The organism is Streptococcus sp. SO4 (assembly GCF_030440055.1).
Classification (GTDB): Bacteria; Bacillota; Bacilli; order Lactobacillales; family Streptococcaceae; genus Streptococcus; species Streptococcus nidrosiense.
Genome location: NZ_JAQFJI010000001.1, coordinates 68,757 through 90,430, shown reverse-complemented (window position 1 = coordinate 90,430; position 21,674 = coordinate 68,757). Strand labels below are relative to the sequence as shown.

Genomic DNA, 21,674 nt, shown 5'->3' with positions numbered 1-21,674 from the left:
TTTAATTCTCCTTCTTTACTACTTCCAAAAATAAATTTTCTAAACTTTCTTGAGAGTCTTTTATATCTTGGTATTTTAATTCACCTTCACATATTATCCCGATATAATCTGCAACTTGCTCAACTTCGGAAATATTATGGCTGGATAGAATTACTGTAATGCCTTGTTTTGGGAAGCCAAGAATCATCTCCCTTAATTCTTGAATTCCCAATGGATCTAAGCCATTGGTTGGTTCATCTAAAATTAATAATTTAGGATTATTTAACAGTGCTATTGCAATTCCTAATCGTTGTTTCATTCCCAAAGAAAATTTTCCACTTCTTTTTTTACCTGTATTTGATAGACCAACGATTTGTAGAACTTCATCAATTCTTGATTCAGGTAATCCAAGTAACATTGTTCTTACTTTTAAATTTTCTTTTGCACTTAAGTTCTCATACAACGGAGGTAACTCTATCAAAGCACCAATTTGTTCGAGATCCTTTCTACTCCATATATGATCATTAAAGATAATATCTCCGGACGATTTGTGGAGCATTCCTGTTATCATCTTTAGTGTAGTTGATTTCCCAGCACCATTTGGACCAAGTAATCCGTAGATACAATTCTCTTTCACTTGTAATGAAATATTATTCACTACAAGTTGATTCCCAAATTTCTTTGACAAATTCCGTGTCTCTAAAATATTTTTTCCCATTTTGATCCTCCTTAAATTTACACTTCAATAATAAAATATAAATTTAAAGATTTTATAAAGAAAATACATAATTATCTATTAATTTTTAAGAAAACTATAACTACGCAATTTAATGAAGATTAAAAAAAAAATTTGAAATTTTTAGTATTCTATCTAGAACCTTAATCTCTTAAAACAACGAATCCTATGAAAATGAAAATTCTACTGAATGAAACTTCAGTAGAATTTTTTAAATTTGAGGTTATTTTAAAAATTTTTAAACATCAATCTCGATATATCTTTTTTGAACATCAATATATTATATTTTACAGTTCCTCTGCGATTTTGTTGATCTTTCTCAGGCGATGATTGACACCACTTTTGGTTAAGGGATTGGTCAGACTATCTGCCAACTTTTGAATAGAATAGTCTGGATGCTGGATACGCAGACGGGCAACTTCCTGCAAGTCTGCTGGCAGATTATCCAAACCAATTCTATCTTTGATTTTACTGATATTGTTGATGGTTTTCATACTCGCTGAAACCGTACGAGCAATATTAGCTGTCTCTGCATTATTGGCACGATTGAGGTCATTTCGAGTTTCTCGGAGAATCTTAACACCTTCAAAAGTATCACGTGCCTGCATAGCTCCTACTAAAATCAGGAAATCCATAATATCTTCTGCTCGCTGGAGATAGGTCACTGCACCTTTTTTTCGTTCAATCACCTTGGCATCTAACAAGAACTGCTGTAAGAGCGAAACGATCCCTTGGGCATGATCTAGATAAACTGAACTAATTTCCAGCTGATACTTGCCTGACTCGGGATCCCGAATACTCCCATTTGCTAAAAATGCACCACAGAGATAGGCACGACCTGCTTCTTCATCTCCTAAAATATCTGGATCAATTCCCGTCTCCAGACCAAAGAAAGAATCAGCCAGACGCAAATCCGCTAAAAGTTCTTGAACTTGCTCATCTGTAAACACAGTATAGACCCGATTTTTTCGAAGATTACTTCTCTGATGATGACGAATCTCCGACTTGATACCATAAAAGTGCAAGAACGATTCATAGAGATGGCGGGCAAGCTTGGCACTCTCTGTAACAACGGACAAGGTCAAGCCAGAACTAGACAAACCTACGCTTCCAGACATCTTGATAATGGCTGATAACTCATAGCGACTCAGGTGGTGTTGACCTAGGATTTCTTCTTTTACTGCTACTGTGAAACTCATTTTCTCACCTGTATGATGCGCATTAATTCATCCACGATTAAATCCCCATCATGGAAGGCACCACCATTTTCCAAGCGTAGGAAGTTGGATGAAATGACACGGGGGACTTGTTGATGCAAACCATCGAAATCATGCTCAACCTGAACTAGATACTCATCGAAACGGTTGGTGTCCATATAGTCTCTTGGAACCTTTTCGATATTAACAAGTACGGTATCAATAAAGGGGCGACCAAGATGACGATGCAAGACTTCCACATGATCACTATCTGTAAAATGCTCAGTCTCACCACGTTGGGTCATGATATTGCAAACATAAGCCACCTCTGCTTTGGTTTCAAGAAGGGCTTGTCCAATCTCTTCAATGACAATATTCGGCAAAATGGAGGTAAAGAGTGAACCAGGCCCTAAGACAATCATATCACTCTCAAGAATGGTATTGACAACTCGACGGCTAGCCTGCGGTTTTTCATCATTCAGGGTATTGGTAACATAAACATGGTCAATCATGCCTGGATGGTCTGCAATATGACTTTCCCCAGCTACTTCTGAACCATCTTTAAAGACTGCATGCAAGGTCAAGGGATGATCACTAGATGGATAAATCTTACCTGTCGTATGGAAAAATTTACTCAGCAATTGCATGGCGTTATAGGTTGAACCCTGCATTTCAGAAAGCCCTGCTATGAGAATATTCCCCAGCGGATGTCCAGCAAAGGCACCTGCATCCTCCGAAAAGCGGTATTGAAAAACCTTCTCATAGAACTTTGGCATATCTGACATGGCAACAAGCACATTGCGTAAATCTCCAGGTGGTGTCAACTGCTGCATATTTTTACGCAGCTCACCTGAAGAACCTCCGTCATCAGCAACAGTTACAATGGCTGCAATGTCCACATCTCTTTCCCGTAAACTTTTTAAAATAACAGGGATTCCAGTTCCTCCACCAATCACCGTAATTTTTGGTTTTCTCATGAACGGTTTACCGTTTCCTTTCTTCGGTCTTTATCACGATGGCTTTCGTTTACAGGCCAATTTTTCGCCAAATCATTGGCTAATCGTTTAGCGAAGGCAACGCTTCGGTGTTGCCCACCTGTACAACCCACTGCAATGGTTAAAACAGATTTTCCTTCTTTTTTATAACCTGGTAGAATTGGTTCAATTAAGGCTAACAAATGACGGTAGAAATCTTCAGATTCCTCATGATTCATAACATAATCATAAACTGCCTGGTCCTCACCTGTCTGATTACGGAGTTCTGGTAGATAGTAGGGATTTGGGAGGAAACGGACATCAAATACCAAGTCAGCATCAATAGGAATGCCATATTTAAACCCGAAAGACATAACCTCAATACGGAAGGACTGAGCCTGTTCTTGGTCCGAAAACTGCTCTGCAATGGTCTTACGAAGTTCACGTGGAGTTAACTCTGTCGTGTCTACCACGTTTTGACTCATATTTTTTAATGGTGCCAAGAGTTCACGTTCCAGCTTAATTCCGTCCAAAATACGACCATCTGCTGCCAGAGGGTGGCTTCTTCTAGTTTCCTTATAGCGTGCCACCAATTCCTTATCTGCCGCATCCAAAAAGAGGATTTTAAAGTCTAAATCATCTTGGTTTTCCAATTCATCCAAGACAGCCTGAATCTCTGAGAAGAAGGAACGACTACGCATATCCACTACTAGGGCCAACTTATGATCATCATCCTTGGTCTCAACCAACTGCAAAAACTTTGGTAAGAGGGCAGGCGGCATATTATCAATCGTAAAATATCCTAAATCTTCAAAAGATTGAATGGCTACAGTTTTCCCTGCACCACTCATCCCTGTAACAATCACCAGGTGAAGTTGTTTCTTTGTCATCTTTGTCTCCTTATATCAAAAGAAGTTTGGAAGAACCAAACTTCAACTCGCTTATCCAATCTCTGCGATGACTTCAATTTCGACTTTTACATCGCGAGGAAGACGAGCTACTTCTACAGCTGAACGAGCTGGAAATTCCTTGTTAAAGGCTGTTTGGTATACCTCATTGAAAGGTACAAAGTCGTTCATATCACTCAAGAAGCAAGTTGTTTTAACAACATGGTCAAAATCCGTTCCCGCTTCTGCCAAAATAGCTCCAATGTTTTTCAAAACTTGTTCAGTCTGTTCTTGGATCGTTTCTCCTACGATTTCTCCAGTTTCAGGAGATAGAGGTACTTGACCGCTAGCAAACAAAAGGTTGCCAACGATTTTTCCTTGAACGTAAGGTCCAATTGCCTTTGGAGCTTTATCTGTATGAATTGTTTTTGCCATTTGTATTCCTCACAATTTTTCTAAAATAGCATCCCAAGCTTGGTCCATTCCTGCTTTTGTCACTGAAGAAAAGAGGATGAAATCATCACTTGGATCAAAGTTTAATTTCTTTTTAATAGCTGATTCGTGCTTATTCCATTTACCACGCGGAATCTTATCTGCTTTAGTCGCCACAATGATGACAGGAATTTCGTAATATTTAAGAAATTCGTACATCTGTACATCATCAGCCGTCGGATCATGGCGAAGGTCTACAAGACTAACAACCGCTCGAAGATTTTCTCGAGTAGTCAAGTACTCTTCAATCATACGACCCCATTTTTCACGTTCCTTTTTGGAAACACGGGCATAACCATAACCAGGCACATCCACAAAACGCATCTTGTCATCAATATTAAAGAAATTGAGTAGTTGTGTTTTTCCTGGTTTTCCAGAAGTACGAGCTAGATTCTTACGATTAAGCATGGTGTTGATGAAGCTTGACTTCCCAACATTTGAGCGACCTGCAAGAGCAATTTCAGGAAGTTCATCCTGCGGATAGTGGGACTTGTTGGCTGCACTCAGCAAAATCTCAGCATTTTGTGTATTGATTTCCATAGTCACCTCTAGGCTGTCTCTAGAATTGGCTTAGCCGTTCCGTCAACCGCTTCTTTTGTGATACGAACTGTTTTCACATTTTCTTGGCTTGGAACTTCAAACATAACGTCTAGCATGGTTTCTTCAATGATTGAGCGAAGACCACGCGCACCAGTTTTGCGTTCGATAGCTTTGTTGGCAATTTCCTGGAGGGCTTCGTCGTCAAATTCAAGCTCAACATCATCATAAGAAAGTAAGGTCTGGTATTGTTTGACCAAGGCATTTCTTGGCTCCTTCAAGATGCGAACCAAATCATCTACGGTCAACTGCTCCAAGGCTGCAAAGACAGGCAAACGCCCAATCAACTCAGGAATAATTCCGAATTTTTGAATATCTTCTGCGATGATTTCTTGCATGTATGAGCTGTTTTCGTCAATGGCCTTGTTGTTTTGTCCAAAACCGATAACTTTTTCACCAAGACGCTGTTTGACAATCTCTTCGATGCCATCGAAGGCTCCACCAACAATGAAGAGAATATTCTTAGTATCTACTTGAATCATCTCTTGTTGTGGATGTTTGCGTCCACCTTGTGGAGGAACACTTGCTACTGTACCTTCAATAATCTTGAGGAGGGCTTGTTGCACCCCTTCACCAGAAACGTCACGTGTGATAGACACGTTCTCGCTCTTCTTGGCAATCTTGTCAATTTCATCCACGTAGATAATCCCACGTTCTGCACGTTCGATGTTAAAGTCAGCTGCTTGCAAGAGTTTGAGGAGGATATTCTCCACGTCCTCACCAACATAACCAGCCTCAGTAAGAGCTGTTGCATCTGCAATGGCAAATGGTACATTCAAACTTCTAGCAAGAGTTTGAGCAAGGAAAGTCTTCCCTGAACCAGTTGGGCCAATCATCAAAATGTTTGATTTTTGCAAATCCACATCTTCTGACTCTTCACGAGTGTCATGGAAATTGATGCGTTTGTAGTGGTTATATACAGCCACTGCCAAGGCACGTTTGGCACGATCTTGACCAATCACATAGTGGTTCAAGATGTTTAAGAGTTCGATTGGTTTTGGTACTTCAGACAAGTCTGCCAGGACTTCCTCTGCCAACTCCTCACGAATGATTTCCTGGGCTAACTCCACACACTCATTACAGATAAAAGCGTTGTTCCCAGCGATTATTTTTTTAACTTCTTCTTGGCTTTTGCCACAAAATGAGCAATAAACCATCATATCATTTTTCCTATTTGTAGGCATGATTCCCTTCCGTTCTAAATGATTTTTCTATCTAAAATAAGGTCATATAAAAAGCATGAATGCTATTCACCAAGTTTGTAAAAGCATTAAGCCAAAGTAGAGTAGCAAGTCCAAAGCGCTTTTTACGAAAAGCGTGTGTTCCAGCTACAAGACAGACAGCACACAAAAGAGCTGTAAAAAATCCAAAAATACTACGCTCCATTAGACTTCCTTTCTCTTTCTATATTCGATGGTAAAATCATAGACATTTTTCTCATCTTTGGAATAAGATTTGCTTGCAAGAGTCTCAAAAACTGTCAAGTCAAAATCTGCTGGGAAATAAGTATCCCCTTCAACTTGAGCATGGATTTGTGTCACAATAATCTCATCGAGATAAGGTTCAAAAAGCTGAAAAATCTGCTTGCCACCAAGGATATAGAGATTCTTAGCCTGATGATGATACCAGTCTAAAACATCCTCAACATTTTGGAAAACCAGAGCACCATCGATTGCTTCTTCAGGATTGCGCGTCAAAATCAAGGTTTCACGTCCTGGAAGCAAACGTCGTCCCATTCCATCAAAGGTTACACGTCCCATTAAAATGGCATGATTCAAGGTTGTTTCTTTAAAATGTTTTAACTCTGCTGGCAAATGCCAAGGTAAACGATCCTCTTTCCCGATTACACCCTTTTCATCTTGAGCCCAAATGGCTACGATTTTTTTTGTCATGCTTTCATCCTTTTCATTGATAGTTCTATTTTATCAAAAATCTTCAAAAAAGACTGTTTTGGAATGCCCTCTTGAATAGAAAAAATCCGTAGAAAACTTCTACGGATTTTTAGAAAAATACAGTATCTTACAAACCAGGTGCTTGTCCTAATTCTGCTGCAAGCATCCAGACTGTTTTTTCAAGATCTGCCTTAGCACCAACGAAGATATCATTGGTTACATCATCACCTTCTTCATCAGTTACATCCAAAGCTTTTTGGAAAAGAGTGATAAGGTAACGATAAATTTCAAGGACACGTTCCAAACTTTCTTCTACGTTACGGAATTCTCCAACTCCTTCTTCGATTTCACTGTGTTGAAGGAATTCTGTCAAAGTAGAGTATGGTTTGCCACCAAGTGTAATCAAGCGTTCGCTGATTTCATCAAGGTAAGCATCTAGACTATCCATGTATTCATCCATCTTAGGATGCCATACCATGAATCCACGTCCACGCATGTACCAGTGTACTTGATGAAGAGCGATATGTGCTACGTACAAGTCAGCTACGGCTTGATTCAAAACTTCCTTTGTATTTACTAGCGCTTCTGCCGCTGGTTTAGTTAATGTTGCTACATCTTTTACTGCTTCTTTTTTCAATTCTACCATTTTTCTCACCTCATAATATTATTTTTGCAACCATATTTATTGATTACTACCTCAGTATACTACACCTAGTAGACAAAAGCAAGAAAATTAACCCATATTAAAAAAGTTGTAATTGACTGATAATTTAAGAAAATGAGTGGCTATTTATCCTAGCTATTTTCTCTGTTTTTACTAGAAAATTGACTTTGATAAAGGTCATAATAGAAACCTTTTGCAGCTAAGAGACTTTCATGATTTCCTTGTTCGATAATCTGTCCATCTTTCAGCACCAAAATCTTGTCCGCTTCCTGAATAGTAGAAAGTCGATGGGCGATAACAAAGCTTGTTCTCCCCTTCATCAAACGCTTCATGGCCTTTTGAATCAAGAGTTCTAAACGTGTATCAACTGATGAGGTCGCTTCGTCAAGGATTAGAATTTTTGGATCAGCCAAGAGTGCACGCGCGATAGTCAACAACTGTTTTTGGCCAAGAGATATATTACTTGACTCTTGGTTCATCTCCATGTTGTAGCCACCAGGAAGGGTGCGGATAAAGTGGTCAACATTGGCAGCCTTAGCCGCTTCAACGATTTCCTCATCTGTTGCATCAAGATTTCCAAAGCGAAGATTTTCCTTGATACTGCCTTCATAGAGCCAGGCATCCTGTAGGACCATCCCAAACTGACGACGGTAGTCCTGACGAGACAGGTCACGAATATCTTGCTCATCCACTAAAATGGCACCAGCTGTCACATCGTAAAAACGCATAAGCAGGTTGATCAAGGTTGTTTTACCTGCTCCAGTAGGTCCAACGATAGCTACCATCTCTCCAGGTTTAACATCTAGGTTGAAATTGCGAATCAATGGTTTATTTTCCACATATTGAAAATCAACATTCTTGAAGCTAACTTGACCTGTCAATGGTGCCAAGTCTTTTACTTCAGCAGCTTGGACTTCTTCCTCTTCATCCAAAACTTCAAAGACACGGTCAAGTGAAGATTTGGCACTTTGCATTTGTCCTGCTAATTGAGTGATATTTTGGATCGGTTGACTGACCTGCCACACATACTGAACGAAAGCCTGCATATTACCGATGGTTAAGCGGCCTGCAATAACCTGCAATCCTCCTAGGACAGCGACTATCAGATAAGTTAAGTCAGATACAATGTGTAAGGCCGGCATCATCAATCCTGAAATAAAGCTCGCCTTGAATCCAACTTGTTGCAATTCATCCGTAATCTTCTCAAATCTCTCTTGAGAGTTTTCTTCACGGCCAAAAAGTTTGAGGACATTGAAACCTGTCAAGTTTTCTTGTACAAATCCATTCATACGTCCTAGAATGGCTGCTTGCTGTTTAAAGTATGGTTGCGAACGATTCAGAATTGTTTTAGCCCCAAAATAAGTTATCGGAATCGACAAGATAACAATGATAGCTAACTGAAGATTTAGATAGAGGACCATTCCCATAACAAAAAGAATGGTAAAGACTGCATTGACAATCTGTAAGAAAGATTGTTGTAGAGCGTTCGAAACAGTCTCAACGTCACTTGTAAAACGACCTAACAAATCTCCAAACTGATGCTTATCAAAGTAGGACACAGGGATGCGGTTGATTTTTTCACTCATTTCATTTCGCAAATCCTGTATCATGGACTGTACCGCATTGGTCATAAAGTAGTTTGAGTAATAAGAACCCAACTCATAGAGAAGCCCACGCAAGAGATAGATCACTAGAATCACTGCGATATAGCTGGTATTGATACCCGCTCCTGCAACACCATTTGCCATGGCAAGGAGATTGCTGGTTAATTCTGTGATGGCAAGCCCTAATACGAAAGGCTCGATAACACTCATAATGACGCTGACTATTTTCAAGAAGACTGCAAAGAAAACAGAAAATCGATAGGCTTTTAAATAGCTCCATAGACGAGCTAGACTAGATTGTTGTTTCATCCTTTACCTCCTATTCTTCTGTCAGAGACGCATTTTTCAGCTGCGACTCAGCAATTTCTCGATAGATGTCATTGGTTTCCATCAATTCTTCATGACGGCCACGACCAACGATTTCACCCTTATCAAGGACAATGATCTGGTCAGCATCCATAATGGTTCCAACACGTTGCGCGACAATCAATACCGTAGCATCTTGCGTCACTTCCTTGAGACGACGGCGTAAAATAGCATCTGTACGATAGTCCAAGGCTGAGAAGGAATCGTCAAAGATGTAGATGTCTGGACCCTTGATGACTGCGCGGGCAATCGACAAGCGTTGTTTCTGACCACCTGATAGGTTGCTTCCCCCTTCGGCCAGATGCGTTGCAAAACCTTCTTCTCGACTTTCGATAAAGTCTTTGGCTTGGGCTACATCAGCTGCTTGGTGCAAGTCCTCATGACTGGCATCTTCTTTCCCATAGCGGAGATTGTCTGCGATAGTCCCAGTAAAGAGCAAGGCTTTTTGTGGAATAAATCCAATCTTCTGACGGAGTGATTTGAGACGGTAATCCCGTACATCAACACCATCGACCTTAATTTTCCCTAGCGTAACATCGTAAAAACGAGGAATCAATTGAACCAGAGTAGACTTACCTGAACCAGTTGAGCCGATAAATGCAATGGTTTCTCCCGGTTTAGCAGTAAAGGAAATGTTATGCAAAACAGGGCTTTCTGTTTCCCCAGGATAAGCAAAGGTCACATTATCAAATTCTAAGTAACCATGTGTTTCTGTTTCTTGAACTCCATCCTCGTTTGGATCAATGGAAATGGGCATGTCCATGATTTCCTTCAAACGCTCGCTAGATACAGCAGTACGTGGATACATGGTAAAGAGGTTTGACAAGAAGAGGAAGGACAAGAGGGCGTGGAAACTATACTCGATGAAGGCTACTAAATCCCCAATCTGCAAACTGCCGTGCTTGAGAGGATCCAAAGCAAACCAAACGATAGCTACAATCATGGCAATAATGATTTGCACAAAAAGTGGTTCCGTCAAACCAGTCAATTTGAACAAGCGATTCGAATTGTCTGCATAGATTGCATTTTTCTCTTCAAAACGTTTTTCTTGGAAATCTTCACGAGCAAAGGCACGAATCACTCGTAGCCCCATCAAATTTTCACGGACATACTGGTTAATCTTATCCAGTGTTTTCTGTTGTTTTTCAGATAAGGGACGCGTTTTGACCGCCACATAAATGACTACTACAGCTAGAAAAGGAACGGAAAAAGCGACAATCCAGGCTAGTGAAGGACTCGTCAAGAAAATCATGAGAATACTTGATAGCATCATCATGGGTGTGATAACACCCAACTTAAGCGTTTGTTCCGCAAACTGCATGAGGACAAAGGCATCACTGGTGATACGAGTAACTAGTGAAGACACACCGATTTGTTCATATTCGTGATGAGAATACTCTTGTAACTTAGCATAAACATCATTTCGCATATCCTTGACCATATTGGTGGTCAATTTACTAGCCGCATAAGCCAGAACAACCCGTCCAAATGTTCCCAAGACGATAATAACCAACATGATTACGGCCCAAAAATAGAGTTTATCCTGATCACCTTGGTTGATTCCCTGGTCAATCATGCGGGCTAAAACTGTTGGTAAACCTAGATTGACAATGACAAAGAAAATTGCCCCGAGAAAGTCTAACACTAACCACTTGGGATAGCGTTTGAGATAAGACCAAATATACAGCATAATTCTCCTTTCTTTTTCTTCTAAAATGCAGAAAAGAGCGTGCTTTCGCACGCCATTTTACTAAAAAGAAGACAGGCAGCCAAAACCTCAAGAGAGGGAACTGTCTGTCTCAGATATTTAAGGCTTATTTTACAAAGTCAAGCAATGCCAAGAAGCTTTCTGGGTCAAGTGATGCACCACCAACAAGAGCTCCGTCAACGTCTGGACAAGCCATGTATTCAGCAACGTTTTCAGGTTTAACTGAACCACCGTATTGAACACGTACTTTGTCAGCTACTTCTTGACCGAAGTCAGCAGCTACAACGTCACGAACAACTTTACACATTTTTTGTGCGTCATCTTGTGAAGCAGATTTACCAGTACCGATAGCCCAGATTGGCTCATAAGCGATAACTGTTGAAGCTACTTGTTCTGCAGTCAATCCAGCAAGAGCAGCTGAAACTTGAGCACCTACGAATTCTGCTGCTTTACCAGCTTCGTAAGTTTCAAGTGACTCACCACAACAGATGATTGGAAGCATACCGTTAGCGAAGATTGCTTTTGCTTTTTTGTTGATGTCTTCGTCTGTTTCGTGGAAGTAGTCACGACGTTCTGAGTGACCGATAACAACGTAGTCAGTACCGATTTCTTTCAAAACTTGAGGGCTAGTTTCACCAGTGAAAGCACCAGCATTTTCAAAGTAGCAGTTTTGAGCAGCAACTTTAAGGTTTGAACCTTTAGCAGCAGCAAGAACAGTTGTCAAGTCAAGAGCAGGAGCTGCGATACCAGCTTCAACAAGGTCTGATGAAGGAAGTTTTGATGCTACAGCTTCAACGAATGCTTTTGCTTCTTCTGGGTTTTTGTTCATTTTCCAGTTACCAGCGATAAATGGTTTACGTGACATTTCACATACCTCTTTTTTCATTTTATTTTCTACTTATTTTATCATATTTATAGATAGCTTGCAAATCTTACTCTGTAACTAGAAGTCTTCTTTTCAAAAACTTTCCAGTTGCCATTTCTATTTAAAAGCTGGCTTGCGCCTCGTTAATTTGACCACTGCTTCTGTTCTAGCCGTGTGTGGAAACATGTCAACGGACTGGATATAATGCAGGTCATAAACCTCTAGCAATCGGACTAAATCACGCGCCAAGGTAGACACATTGCAGGAAACGTAGACCATCTTTTCAGGAGCGTATGTGACGATGGTATCCAAGAGTTTGTCATCTAAACCTGTACGTGGCGGGTCCACAATCAAGGCATCAGCACGATAGCCTTCCTTGTACCAACGAGGGATAATTTCTTCTGCAGTTCCTGCTTCATAGTGGGTATTGGTATACCCCATACGCTTAGCATTTTCTTTGGCATCCTCAATAGCTTCTGGAATAATATCCATTCCTCTCAAACTTTTGACTTTTTTCGCAAAGGCAAAACCAATGGTCCCAACACCACAATAAGCATCAATCAGATGGTCGTTCTCAGTAATGTCCAAGGCCTTAACGGCTTCACTATAGAGAATTTCAGTCTGTTCAGGATTAAGCTGATAAAATGCTCGAGGTGAAAGAGAGAATTCATAATCTAGAATACCCTCGCGTATACTATCCTGCCCCCAAATAATCTCCGTCTTGTCCCCATAAATTTCACTAGTTTTAGCAGTATTGGTATTGACTGCGACAGTCACTACTTCAGGATAATCCTTGACTAGGTCTTTCACAAATTGAGTCAAATTCAATTGGCGATTGGTCACAATGATAATCTGAACTTGCCCAGTTTTCCGTGCTCGACGAACCATGATGGTTCGAACCCCAAGGATTTTCCGTTCATCCGTAATCGGAATTTGATGGTAAGTCAAGAGTTCAGCAATGCGATTGGCAATAGCTTGTGTCTCCTTATCTTGAACCAGGCAGTCCTTTAACTCGACCAAATAATGGGAATTCTGAGCATACAAACCTGCCTTGACTTGACCTTTAAACTTTCGTGTTTGAAATTGCAGTTTAGCCCTATAATACTTTGGTTTCTGCATGCCAATAGTTGGTCTAATCTCAAAGTTTTCATAGCCAGCAGGGGCAAATTTCTTCAGAGCTTGATGGAGAAGATCTGTCTTGAACTCCAGCTGCTTATCATAATGTAGATGCATGATCTGACAACCACCACACTCATTATAAATAGTACAGTCTGGAACCACTCGAAACTTAGATTTTTTATTGACCTCAAGCAGCTTAGCCTCAACGTAGTTACGCTTAACCGAAGTCACCTGACAATAGATATCTTCTCCCTTGAGGGCTCCTGGAACAAAAACGAGGGTTTTCTGGTAAAATCCGATTCCTTCCCCGTTAATCCCCATGCGCTTGATTTTTAATGGAATTTTTTGTTTGACTTTTAGATTCATAAGTCTATTATACCACGTAGTTTCTCAATGGTTAAGAATATGTTACAATAAAACCATGAATACAAAGATATCTTTTTCCTCATTGGATTTTCCTGAGCAATTACGAACTTATATAGAGGAGGCAAACCTATCGGACAGCTCTTCTCATTCAGGCGCAAGAGTTCTCTATCTTGATTCAGGTTACTATTTAAAAATTGATCAAAAGGGAAGTTTAGAGCGAGAAACTAGCATTGCGAGTTGGTTTGAACAAGAGGGAATAGGAACTCCAGTCATCCACTATCTATCTACAGATAAAGACTACCTCCTGACTAAAGAGGCTATTGGTCATGATGCTCTCGCTTTTTTAGACCAGCCAGAAAAAATCTGCCGAACCATGGCAGAGGCTCTTAAAAAGCTTCACAACTTAAACCCACAAAATTTTCCATCAGAAAATCATTTAAAAGCCTATAAAGAAAGAGCCTTTAAAAACTATGAAAAAGGGGAGTTCTATGCCAAGGCGCTCCTACCCCAATTCCAGATTAACAGTCGCGAAGAGGCCTTCCAACTCATCCAAGAACAAGGGCACCTTTTAAAAACAGATGCCTTTATTCACGGGGATGCCTGTCTACCGAACTTTATTCTTAAAGATGCCAGCCATTTCTCTTGTTTTATTGACCTTGGTTCGGCTGATTTCAGTGATCGGCATATCGATCTCTTTTGGGCTATTTGGTCCCTCAATTACAACTTAAAAGATCCCAAATATGCTGAACTATTTCTCGACTATTACGGGAGGGAACTGGTTGATAGCAATAAACTTCGACTCGTTGCTGCCTTCGAAGCATTTGGATAAGAGGTAAACCATGAAAATCACAAAACTTGAAAAGAAAAAAAGACTCTTTCTACTTGAGCTTGATAGCGACCAAACCTGCTACATTACAGAGGATACCATTGTGCGCTTTATGTTGACAAAAGGGAAAGAGATCTCAGCTGAAGAACTAACTGAGATTAAATTATTTGCGCAATTTTCCTACAGTAAAAATCTAGCTCTCTACCACTTATCCTTCAAGGCTCGCACTGAAAAAGAAGTTAAAGATTATCTTGCCAAACATGAAGTTAATGAGAACATCATCCCCAAAGTTATCCAGTCTTTAAAAGATGATAATTGGATCAATGATCGCCAATATGCTTATGCCATCATCAATTCCAATCAGCTTTCAGGAGATAAGGGAAGCTATATGCTGATGCAGAAGATTTCTCAAAAAGGCGTTGCTAAATCCATTATCCAAGAAGTCATACAAGAATTTGATATGACGGAAGTCGCAGAGCGCACAGCGGAAAAACTACTGAAAAAATACCAGGGGAAGTTACCTGCCCGCGCTCTTCAGGATAAGATTATCCAAAGCCTGACCAATAAAGGATTTTCCTACACAGAAGCCAAAACAGCCTTTGACCAATTGGATAGCCAGGTCGAAGAAGAAACCGTTCAGGAACTTATTTTTAAAGAGTTAGACAAGCAGTATCGGAAATATTCACGAAAGTATGAAGGATACGAACTGAAACAACGTTTGACCCAAGCTTTAGCACGAAAAGGCTTTGATTTTTCGGATATAGCCAGTGCTCTCAGAGAATATCTTTAATTTTTTCATGAAAAAACTAAGAACTTTAAACAAAAATGTGATACAATAGTAAACGATAAACTTATAAATTGTAGAAAGTTGGTTAGTTATGAAACTTCCAAAAGAAGGCGACTTTATTACAATTCAAAGTTATAAGCATGATGGGAGTCTCCACCGTACTTGGCGAGACACCATGGTACTAAAAACAACAGAGAACGCTATTATCGGCGTCAACGACCACACACTTGTTACCGAAAGTGACGGTCGTCGTTGGGTGACTCGAGAACCGGCTATTGTTTACTTTCACAAGAAATATTGGTTTAATATTATCGCTATGATTCGTGAAAATGGTATCTCCTACTACTGCAATATGGCAAGTCCTTACTATCTGGATGAAGAAGCTTTAAAATACATTGACTATGATTTGGATGTTAAAGTTTTTACAGATGGTGAAAAACGCCTCTTGGACGTTGAGGAGTATGAACGACATAAGCGAAAAATGAAGTATTCTTCTGATCTAGACTATATTCTGAAAGAGCATGTTAAGATTCTTGTTGATTGGATTAACAATGAGCGAGGTCCTTTCTCAGAAGCCTATGTCAACATTTGGTACAAACGCTACGTAGAACTAAAGAATCGGTAAAGTTGTCAGAGGTCAGGATTAAAATCCTGACCTCGTTTTTTTGGTAGTGTAAAATAAGTTGTGTAAACACAAAAAGGAATAAATCCATTATGATAGAATTCGCGAGATATACAAAATAAATGGATAGACTAATACTTTTTTAATTTCTTTGTTCCTTATAAGTTTACAACAAACTTATATCGTTTAATACAAAAATACGAAGATGATTGCTTTAAAAGAATTCAGATCACCTTCGTATCAAAATATTTAGTTTTTGTATTTCAATATAACATCAATCTTTTAGTACAACTTTTTAAAAGGATACCTTAACAGAGAAAATGCTATTAATCTACCAGCTCATTTAATCGTTTTTGAAAATATAAAGCAATATTTTTAGATTCAATAAACTCAAAATATTTAATGACATTTTGCATTTGTTTAATTCCAGATTCTTTAGATTCTATCAGGTAGATTTTATATCCTTCTACAAACTTGAATGTAGATTTTTCAAAGACTTTTGTGTCATCTTTTAATAATTTTCTTAATTTCATTTCAAAGTAGTCTGCATATGATAGATGTGAATTTTCAAGGCAACAGAACCAAAAATTTAAACAAGCTGACACAACTAAATTTCTATTCTTACCGATTTTTTCGTAATAATGTGTACGCTCTAGTATTTCTTTTCCGACCCTGTAGATATAATCTATTTCAAAAAGATGATATAAATTACCAATCAGCGCTATCTCATAGGACTCCCAGCGTTCCTTCTGGAATAAATAGTCATATACTAAATTTAGATCATCTCTACTAACTACATAATTACAATCTATCTGATTTAATAGTCCCTGAACCATAATTGTATTTATTCTATAAGTTTTTTCTCCACTCTTCTCAAAAAGTTTTTGTTGCTCATTTTTTATTTCCTCCAATCCTTTAGTATTCAAACTATAAAAATTTGGAGATAAATTAACCAAAAAATCATCAAGCTCCGATCTTTTATAATGTTCTAGATAATTACAAAAATTCTCGATCGAAACATTGATATTTGATAATAATTCAAAAAACGTTGAAAGAGAAATTTCATTTTCTCCCCTTTCAAATCTAGAGAGTTGAGATTTTGATATAGAATCAGCTGCAGCATACTCTAAAGAATATCCGTTTAATTTTCTAAAATATCTAAAAGCTTCTCCGTAATTTTTCACAATTTCGTTCCCTTAACTCTCTTTTCGAGCGATAAACATACCATATTCTTTAGGAATAATCAACATACCATTATTAAACTCACTTTCCAATCTATTACGAATTATTTCCTCTTCTAGTGAACCTATTTCGGAAATTCCTTTCAAGGATTGAATATATTGAACTAGATCGTCTATACTTGTCACCTGTAGCTCATCATCATAAATTAATTTTTCCACAGTGTCAAAATACCTATTTAAAAAAGCTTTCCCATTTTGTAAAGTAAAAGTTTTATTTTCCAAATTTTGATTAACTACATCTTTAAATAAGCTTGCCAAATAATCTACAACTCCATTTTCACCAAATGTAGCACAATAAAAAATTCCTCCTTTTTTTAATACTCTATTCACTTCAGAGATAGCTTTATCAATGTCATTTACATGATGTAGAAGCATATTAGCAATAACAATATCAAAAGTTTCATTTTTAAAAGAAATATTTTGGATATCCATTCTTTCATAGTTGACATTATCTCTATTTCCAATCACTAACTTCGTAGTTTCTACCATGTCATTAGAAAAATCCGTTATAATCAATTGCTTCATCTTGTCTATAGAATCAAGATTACTTTTCCACAGTTCTCCTGTACCACATCCCAATTCTAGTATCTTTAACTCACCAGTGAGTTGGTAGTTAGAAAAAATCCAATTGTTAAATCCCAATCTATTTTTAGAATACTTCTTATGCAATTCTACTCGAATATCAAGATTATTATGATTTTTATATTGTTCAATTACTTTATCAATCATTCTAAATGACCTCCACTCTATAATTTGACATTATATCACAAGAATAAAGGTAGTGTAAAATAAGTTGTATAAATGCAAAAAAGAATAATTTTACCACAGTATTGAACTATTTTTTGGTCTTCTAAATTCCAAAAAACTCTTTTAAACAAAACTTCATTTTTCATCCACAAGTTTTAAGAGGCACTGATTTATTAAAGGATTGAGATCCTAGGATTAGGAATTCATAGATTAGTCCATCAATTTCTGTCTTTCGCTTTTCCCTAGCAAAAAACCTGCCACATTAGGCAGGTTTCCCTTTAAATATCTAACTTCGTAACAGTGAACTTGATATGCGAATAGTCTTTTTCGATATCCTTATCTACCATAAAGGCTGTTGCATCCTTCTTGACCTGTACTAAATCAATATTCTGTGCTTGAGCAGCATAGACACAGCCACAATAACATTGGCGATAAATGTCATACTCTTCACACATTTCTACAGAGCGTTTATAGCCTTGATTTTTCTTAAAATCACTCGGAAGATAATGAGTGGTGTAGATTTTCTGCACATCAATCCCGATACTATTGATGGTTTGTGAATTTTTGTGAGGGCTGATGGTTAGGGCAGAACCAAAGTAATCAAATCCTAAGTCCATAGCCACTTGCGCTGTCTTGTCCAAACGATAGTCAAAACAAACCTTGCAACGATCCCCACCTTCAGGTTCTTCTTCCAAACCTCTGACCAGCTGACGGTATTCGTTGGGTTCATAGGGTGCTTCTAGATATTGAACCTTGTTGCCAGTTCGTTCATTGAAATCGCTGACAAACTTTTTTGTCACATAGGCACGCTTGTGATACTCAGCTTTAGGATGGATATTTGAATTAGCAAAATAGATAGTCACATCTGCATACTTGGTCAAATACTCTAAAGTATAGGTGCTACAAGGAGCACAACAGACGTGCATGAGAATGGTTGGTCTCTCTTCATTTTTTTCCCAAACTTGAACCATCTTTTGCATGACACGGTCAAAGTTGATCTTTTGATTGGGATTCATCTTACTTAGAATTTCTTCTACATCGATCATACTCTTCTCCTTTTCCTCTTGCTATTGTACCACAGGATGATCCTTTGAGCAAATAGGTTTTCGTGCTTTACTCAGTTATTAAGTCCTTATCTAATAGCTTGCCCATCCTTGTCAGACTGATTATTAAGATAGGACAAGTTAAAAGCAAGATAAGACCTAGAACTAAAAAGACAGCTACAAGACCCCAACGATCAATCATCCAGCCTGTCAGTGGAAATACGACAATCATGGAAAGACTAAAGAGCATAGAATTGATACTAAGCATAGTTGCTCTCACACTGGACGGTAAATAGCCTTGTAAGTCATTGAAATAGATCGGCTGATAAACTGCATAGAGTGTATCGGTCAAAAGATATACGAGAAGAAAAGCAAAGGGGGTTCCAGAAAACACCAATAGTAAGGCCAAGCCCGTTAGTGAAACAAGCGTCGGAAAAACTCGATTGCTATTCCATTTTTTACCGATTTGACTGGCTACATAAACTGCTATAAGATTTAAGCCACTACCAATCAGCATGACTAGTGAAACCTGCCACCCTGCTAAATCACTTATTTTCTGCTGATAATAAAAGTAAAACATGCACATGAGTGTTCCAACTAGCTGATAAGTCATCATCCAATAAAAGAGTACTGGTTTTTCCTGCCATTCTTTTCGAACTTGCAGGACAATCGTTTTAAAAGTTAAGGCTTCGTTTTTCTCTCTCTTAGCCATTGGTTCTTTCATCAAATAAATCAAGATTATAGAAAGAAATGAAAATCCAATAGCAATCAGATAGGTCCAAGCCAATGCTCCGTGAATAAAGAAGCCTGCCACAACTGTACCTAAGGTTCGGGTGACTTCTGCCACACCAGACAAAAAACTAGAAATCTGAAGATATCGGTCCTTTTGACCTGCTTCAACTGCTGAATCATATAAGAAAGCGGTACTGGTCCCCGAATCAAAATTATAAGACCAAGCGTTGACCATCATAGCAAAAGCATAAATCCAAAAATTCCCCTGACCAAACAAAATCAAGATAGAGGACACAATACTAGCCAAGCGAGCCAAATAGAGATTGGTCTTGTAGCTAAATCGATCGGCCAACATACCAGACGGGATTTCACACAAGAGACTTGTACCGTGAAAGATACTTTCCAATAGACCAATTTGAAGTAAGGAAAGACCATTTTGAATGAAAAATATAATCCAAAAACTGGTAATTCCAAAATAAGAAGTGAATTCCAGACCTGCCAGGAGTGGAATATTGCCTTTGTAAGTTCTTTTAAACATCGTTTTCTCTCTTTCAATATATAATATGAGTATTTCTAAAAGACTTACTTAGAGTTGCCTACATTTTCTCCACCTCTTTCATTTAAAGTAATACTCAATGAAAATCAAAGAGCAAACTAGGAAGCTAGCCGCAGGCTGTACTTGAGTACGGTAAGGTGAAGCTGACGTAGTTTGAATTTGATTTTCGAAGAGTATAAAAACGCCAGACGGCGTTTTTATGGCTATTAAGGTTTGATACGGTGCAACATACGTGGGAATGGAATAGCTTCACGGATGTGTTTTGTACCTGCTGCGAAGGTAACCATACGCTCGATACCGATACCAAATCCACCGTGTGGTACTGTACCGTATTTACGAAGGTCAAGGTAGAATTCATACTCTGTACGATCCATACCAAGAGATTCCATCTTCGCAACAAGAGCATCGTAATCTTCCTCACGCATTGAACCACCGATGATTTCTCCGTAACCTTCTGGTGCGAGCAAGTCTGCACAAAGTACGCGATCTGGGTTACCAGGAACTGGTTTCATGTAGAAGGCCTTGATGTCTGCTGGGTAGTTAATCACGAAGGTTGGTACACCAAAGTGGTTTGAAATCCATGTTTCGTGTGGCGAACCGAAGTCATCACCATGTTCAAGATGCTCGTAGTCAGCGTCTTCATCATTTTCATGCTCTTGCAAGAGGTCAATGGCTTGATCGTAAGTGATGCGTTTGAATGGCTCTGCAATGTAGCGTTTCAAGAGCTCTGTATCACGTTCCAATGTTTCCAAGGCTTGAGGCGCACGGTCAAGAACACCTTGAAGCAAAGCTTTAACATAAGCTTCTTGCAAGTCAAGTGACTCATCATGTGTCAAGTATGAATACTCTGCATCCATCATCCAGAATTCAGTCAAGTGACGGCGAGTTTTTGATTTTTCAGCACGGAATACTGGACCAAAGTCAAAGACACGACCAAGGGCCATAGCACCAGCTTCAAGGTAAAGTTGACCAGATTGACTCAAGTATGCTGGTGTTCCGAAGTAGTCTGTTTCAAAAAGTTCTGTAGAATCTTCTGCAGCATTTCCTGAAAGAATTGGGCTATCAAACTTCATGAAGCCATTTTTATCAAAGAACTCATAAGTTGCATAGATGATAGCATTACGGATTTGCATGACAGCTACTTGTTTGCGTGAACGAAGCCACAAGTGACGGTTATCCATCAAGAAGTCTGTTCCATGTTCTTTTGGAGTGATTGGGTAATCTTGAGATTCACCAATAACTTCGATGTCTGTAATATCTAATTCGTAACCAAATTTAGAACGCTCGTCTTCTTTAACAATCCCTGTCACGAAAACAGATGTTTCTTGGCTTAGGCGTTTGATGGTGTCAAATTTTTCAAGACCTACTTCTTCTCCAAATTTTTCGATAAAGTTTGGTTTAAAAGCCACACCTTGGAAAAAGGCTGTTCCGTCACGCAATTGTAAGAAGGCAATTTTTCCTTTTCCTGATTTGTTGGCAACCCAAGCACCGATAGTGACTTCTTGACCAACGTAATCTTTTACTTCGATAATTGTTACACGTTTTGTCATCATTTATCTTCCTTTTTTCGTTTAACTTGTCCAAAGACATTATTACTCATTATTGTACCACAAATAATGCCTGATAGCTAGCTAGTTTGACAGAAATTCATAAGTTTTTAGCTACAAAAACCTCC

At 38.8% G+C, this 21,674-nt stretch carries 22 protein-coding genes; 3 read left to right on the top strand and 19 right to left on the bottom strand.

The genetic code is table 11. From position 1 onward, the window contains the following. Window position 1 precedes the first annotated feature (1 nt). The 14 genes from PCY08_RS00450 to rlmD form a co-directional block, all read right to left on the bottom strand. Window positions 2–697 carry a lantibiotic protection ABC transporter ATP-binding protein gene (locus tag PCY08_RS00450; RefSeq protein ID WP_045763537.1) on the bottom strand — a complete coding sequence of 232 codons (696 nt, stop codon included), beginning with the start codon at window positions 695–697 and terminating at the stop codon, window positions 2–4. 305 nt (window positions 698–1,002) lie between these two features. Beyond that, on the bottom strand, window positions 1,003–1,914 hold the full coding sequence (gene whiA / locus PCY08_RS00445; protein ID WP_045763538.1) for a DNA-binding protein WhiA: 912 nt from the start codon (window positions 1,912–1,914) through the stop codon (window positions 1,003–1,005). Then, window positions 1,911–2,888 carry a YvcK family protein gene (locus PCY08_RS00440; RefSeq protein ID WP_045763539.1) on the bottom strand — a complete coding sequence of 326 codons (978 nt, stop codon included), beginning with the start codon at window positions 2,886–2,888 and terminating at the stop codon, window positions 1,911–1,913. Before PCY08_RS00440 ends, whiA begins: the two co-directional genes overlap by 4 nt. Next, window positions 2,885–3,775 (bottom strand): RNase adapter RapZ, encoded by an 891-nt coding sequence (gene rapZ, locus PCY08_RS00435; RefSeq protein WP_045763540.1) that lies wholly within the window; start codon window positions 3,773–3,775, stop codon window positions 2,885–2,887. Before rapZ ends, PCY08_RS00440 begins: the two co-directional genes overlap by 4 nt. 51 nt (window positions 3,776–3,826) lie before the next feature. Next, window positions 3,827–4,207, bottom strand: a complete 381-nt coding sequence (locus tag PCY08_RS00430; RefSeq protein WP_001140424.1) for a RidA family protein — start codon at window positions 4,205–4,207, stop codon at window positions 3,827–3,829. Window positions 4,208–4,216: 9 nt separating this feature from the next. Then, window positions 4,217–4,804, bottom strand: coding sequence for a ribosome biogenesis GTP-binding protein YihA/YsxC (gene yihA, locus PCY08_RS00425; RefSeq protein WP_045763541.1), 588 nt, complete (start codon window positions 4,802–4,804; stop codon window positions 4,217–4,219). Between the two features lie 8 nt (window positions 4,805–4,812). Then, window positions 4,813–6,045: an ATP-dependent Clp protease ATP-binding subunit ClpX gene (clpX, locus tag PCY08_RS00420; protein ID WP_006145154.1), complete on the bottom strand. Its 1,233-nt coding sequence runs from the start codon at window positions 6,043–6,045 to the stop codon at window positions 4,813–4,815. 31 nt (window positions 6,046–6,076) lie between these two features. Then, on the bottom strand, window positions 6,077–6,247 hold the full coding sequence (locus PCY08_RS00415; protein WP_000442255.1) for a hypothetical protein: 171 nt from the start codon (window positions 6,245–6,247) through the stop codon (window positions 6,077–6,079). Then, on the bottom strand, window positions 6,247–6,753 hold the full coding sequence (locus PCY08_RS00410) for a dihydrofolate reductase (protein ID WP_301559072.1): 507 nt from the start codon (window positions 6,751–6,753) through the stop codon (window positions 6,247–6,249). Before PCY08_RS00410 ends, PCY08_RS00415 begins: the two co-directional genes overlap by 1 nt. A 127-nt stretch (window positions 6,754–6,880) precedes the next feature. Further along, window positions 6,881–7,399: a DNA starvation/stationary phase protection protein gene (locus PCY08_RS00405; RefSeq protein ID WP_016466667.1), complete on the bottom strand. Its 519-nt coding sequence runs from the start codon at window positions 7,397–7,399 to the stop codon at window positions 6,881–6,883. Window positions 7,400–7,548: 149 nt separating this feature from the next. After that, window positions 7,549–9,330: an ABC transporter ATP-binding protein gene (locus tag PCY08_RS00400; protein ID WP_301559071.1), complete on the bottom strand. Its 1,782-nt coding sequence runs from the start codon at window positions 9,328–9,330 to the stop codon at window positions 7,549–7,551. A gap of 10 nt (window positions 9,331–9,340) precedes the next feature. Continuing rightward, window positions 9,341–11,077, bottom strand: coding sequence for an ABC transporter ATP-binding protein (locus tag PCY08_RS00395; RefSeq protein WP_045763545.1), 1,737 nt, complete (start codon window positions 11,075–11,077; stop codon window positions 9,341–9,343). A gap of 124 nt (window positions 11,078–11,201) precedes the next feature. Next, a complete protein-coding gene (gene tpiA, locus PCY08_RS00390) occupies window positions 11,202–11,960 on the bottom strand; it encodes a triose-phosphate isomerase (RefSeq protein ID WP_045763546.1) in 759 nt (252 codons plus the stop codon). A 117-nt stretch (window positions 11,961–12,077) separates the two neighbouring features. Further along, the gene (rlmD, locus tag PCY08_RS00385) at window positions 12,078–13,445 is read right to left on the bottom strand and encodes a 23S rRNA (uracil(1939)-C(5))-methyltransferase RlmD (RefSeq protein WP_045763547.1); all 1,368 of its coding nucleotides are present in this window, start codon (window positions 13,443–13,445) and stop codon (window positions 12,078–12,080) included. A gap of 55 nt (window positions 13,446–13,500) precedes the next feature. Here rlmD and PCY08_RS00380 point away from each other — a divergent pair, with 55 nt between their 5' ends. From PCY08_RS00380 to PCY08_RS00370, 3 genes are all read left to right on the top strand, one after another. Next, window positions 13,501–14,274: an aminoglycoside 3'-phosphotransferase gene (locus tag PCY08_RS00380; protein WP_045763548.1), complete on the top strand. Its 774-nt coding sequence runs from the start codon at window positions 13,501–13,503 to the stop codon at window positions 14,272–14,274. A gap of 10 nt (window positions 14,275–14,284) precedes the next feature. Further along, window positions 14,285–15,061, top strand: coding sequence for a recombination regulator RecX (gene recX / locus PCY08_RS00375; protein WP_301559070.1), 777 nt, complete (start codon window positions 14,285–14,287; stop codon window positions 15,059–15,061). Between the two features lie 88 nt (window positions 15,062–15,149). Then, on the top strand, window positions 15,150–15,683 hold the full coding sequence (locus PCY08_RS00370; protein ID WP_000775325.1) for a DUF402 domain-containing protein: 534 nt from the start codon (window positions 15,150–15,152) through the stop codon (window positions 15,681–15,683). A gap of 323 nt (window positions 15,684–16,006) precedes the next feature. On the opposite strand, the gene PCY08_RS00365 is transcribed toward PCY08_RS00370, so the two are convergent. The 5 genes from PCY08_RS00365 to asnS form a co-directional block, all read right to left on the bottom strand. Continuing rightward, a complete protein-coding gene (locus tag PCY08_RS00365) occupies window positions 16,007–16,864 on the bottom strand; it encodes an Rgg/GadR/MutR family transcriptional regulator (protein WP_301559069.1) in 858 nt (285 codons plus the stop codon). A 12-nt stretch (window positions 16,865–16,876) separates the two neighbouring features. Continuing rightward, complete coding sequence (locus tag PCY08_RS00360) at window positions 16,877–17,650, bottom strand: class I SAM-dependent methyltransferase (protein ID WP_045763551.1); 774 nt, start codon at window positions 17,648–17,650, stop codon at window positions 16,877–16,879. Window positions 17,651–17,946: 296 nt separating this feature from the next. After that, a complete protein-coding gene (locus tag PCY08_RS00355) occupies window positions 17,947–18,714 on the bottom strand; it encodes an epoxyqueuosine reductase QueH (RefSeq protein ID WP_301559068.1) in 768 nt (255 codons plus the stop codon). 67 nt (window positions 18,715–18,781) lie between these two features. Continuing rightward, window positions 18,782–19,981 carry an MFS transporter gene (locus PCY08_RS00350; protein ID WP_301559067.1) on the bottom strand — a complete coding sequence of 400 codons (1,200 nt, stop codon included), beginning with the start codon at window positions 19,979–19,981 and terminating at the stop codon, window positions 18,782–18,784. Window positions 19,982–20,205: 224 nt separating this feature from the next. After that, window positions 20,206–21,552 (bottom strand): asparagine--tRNA ligase, encoded by a 1,347-nt coding sequence (gene asnS, locus PCY08_RS00345; protein WP_162489300.1) that lies wholly within the window; start codon window positions 21,550–21,552, stop codon window positions 20,206–20,208. Window positions 21,553–21,674 lie beyond the last annotated feature (122 nt).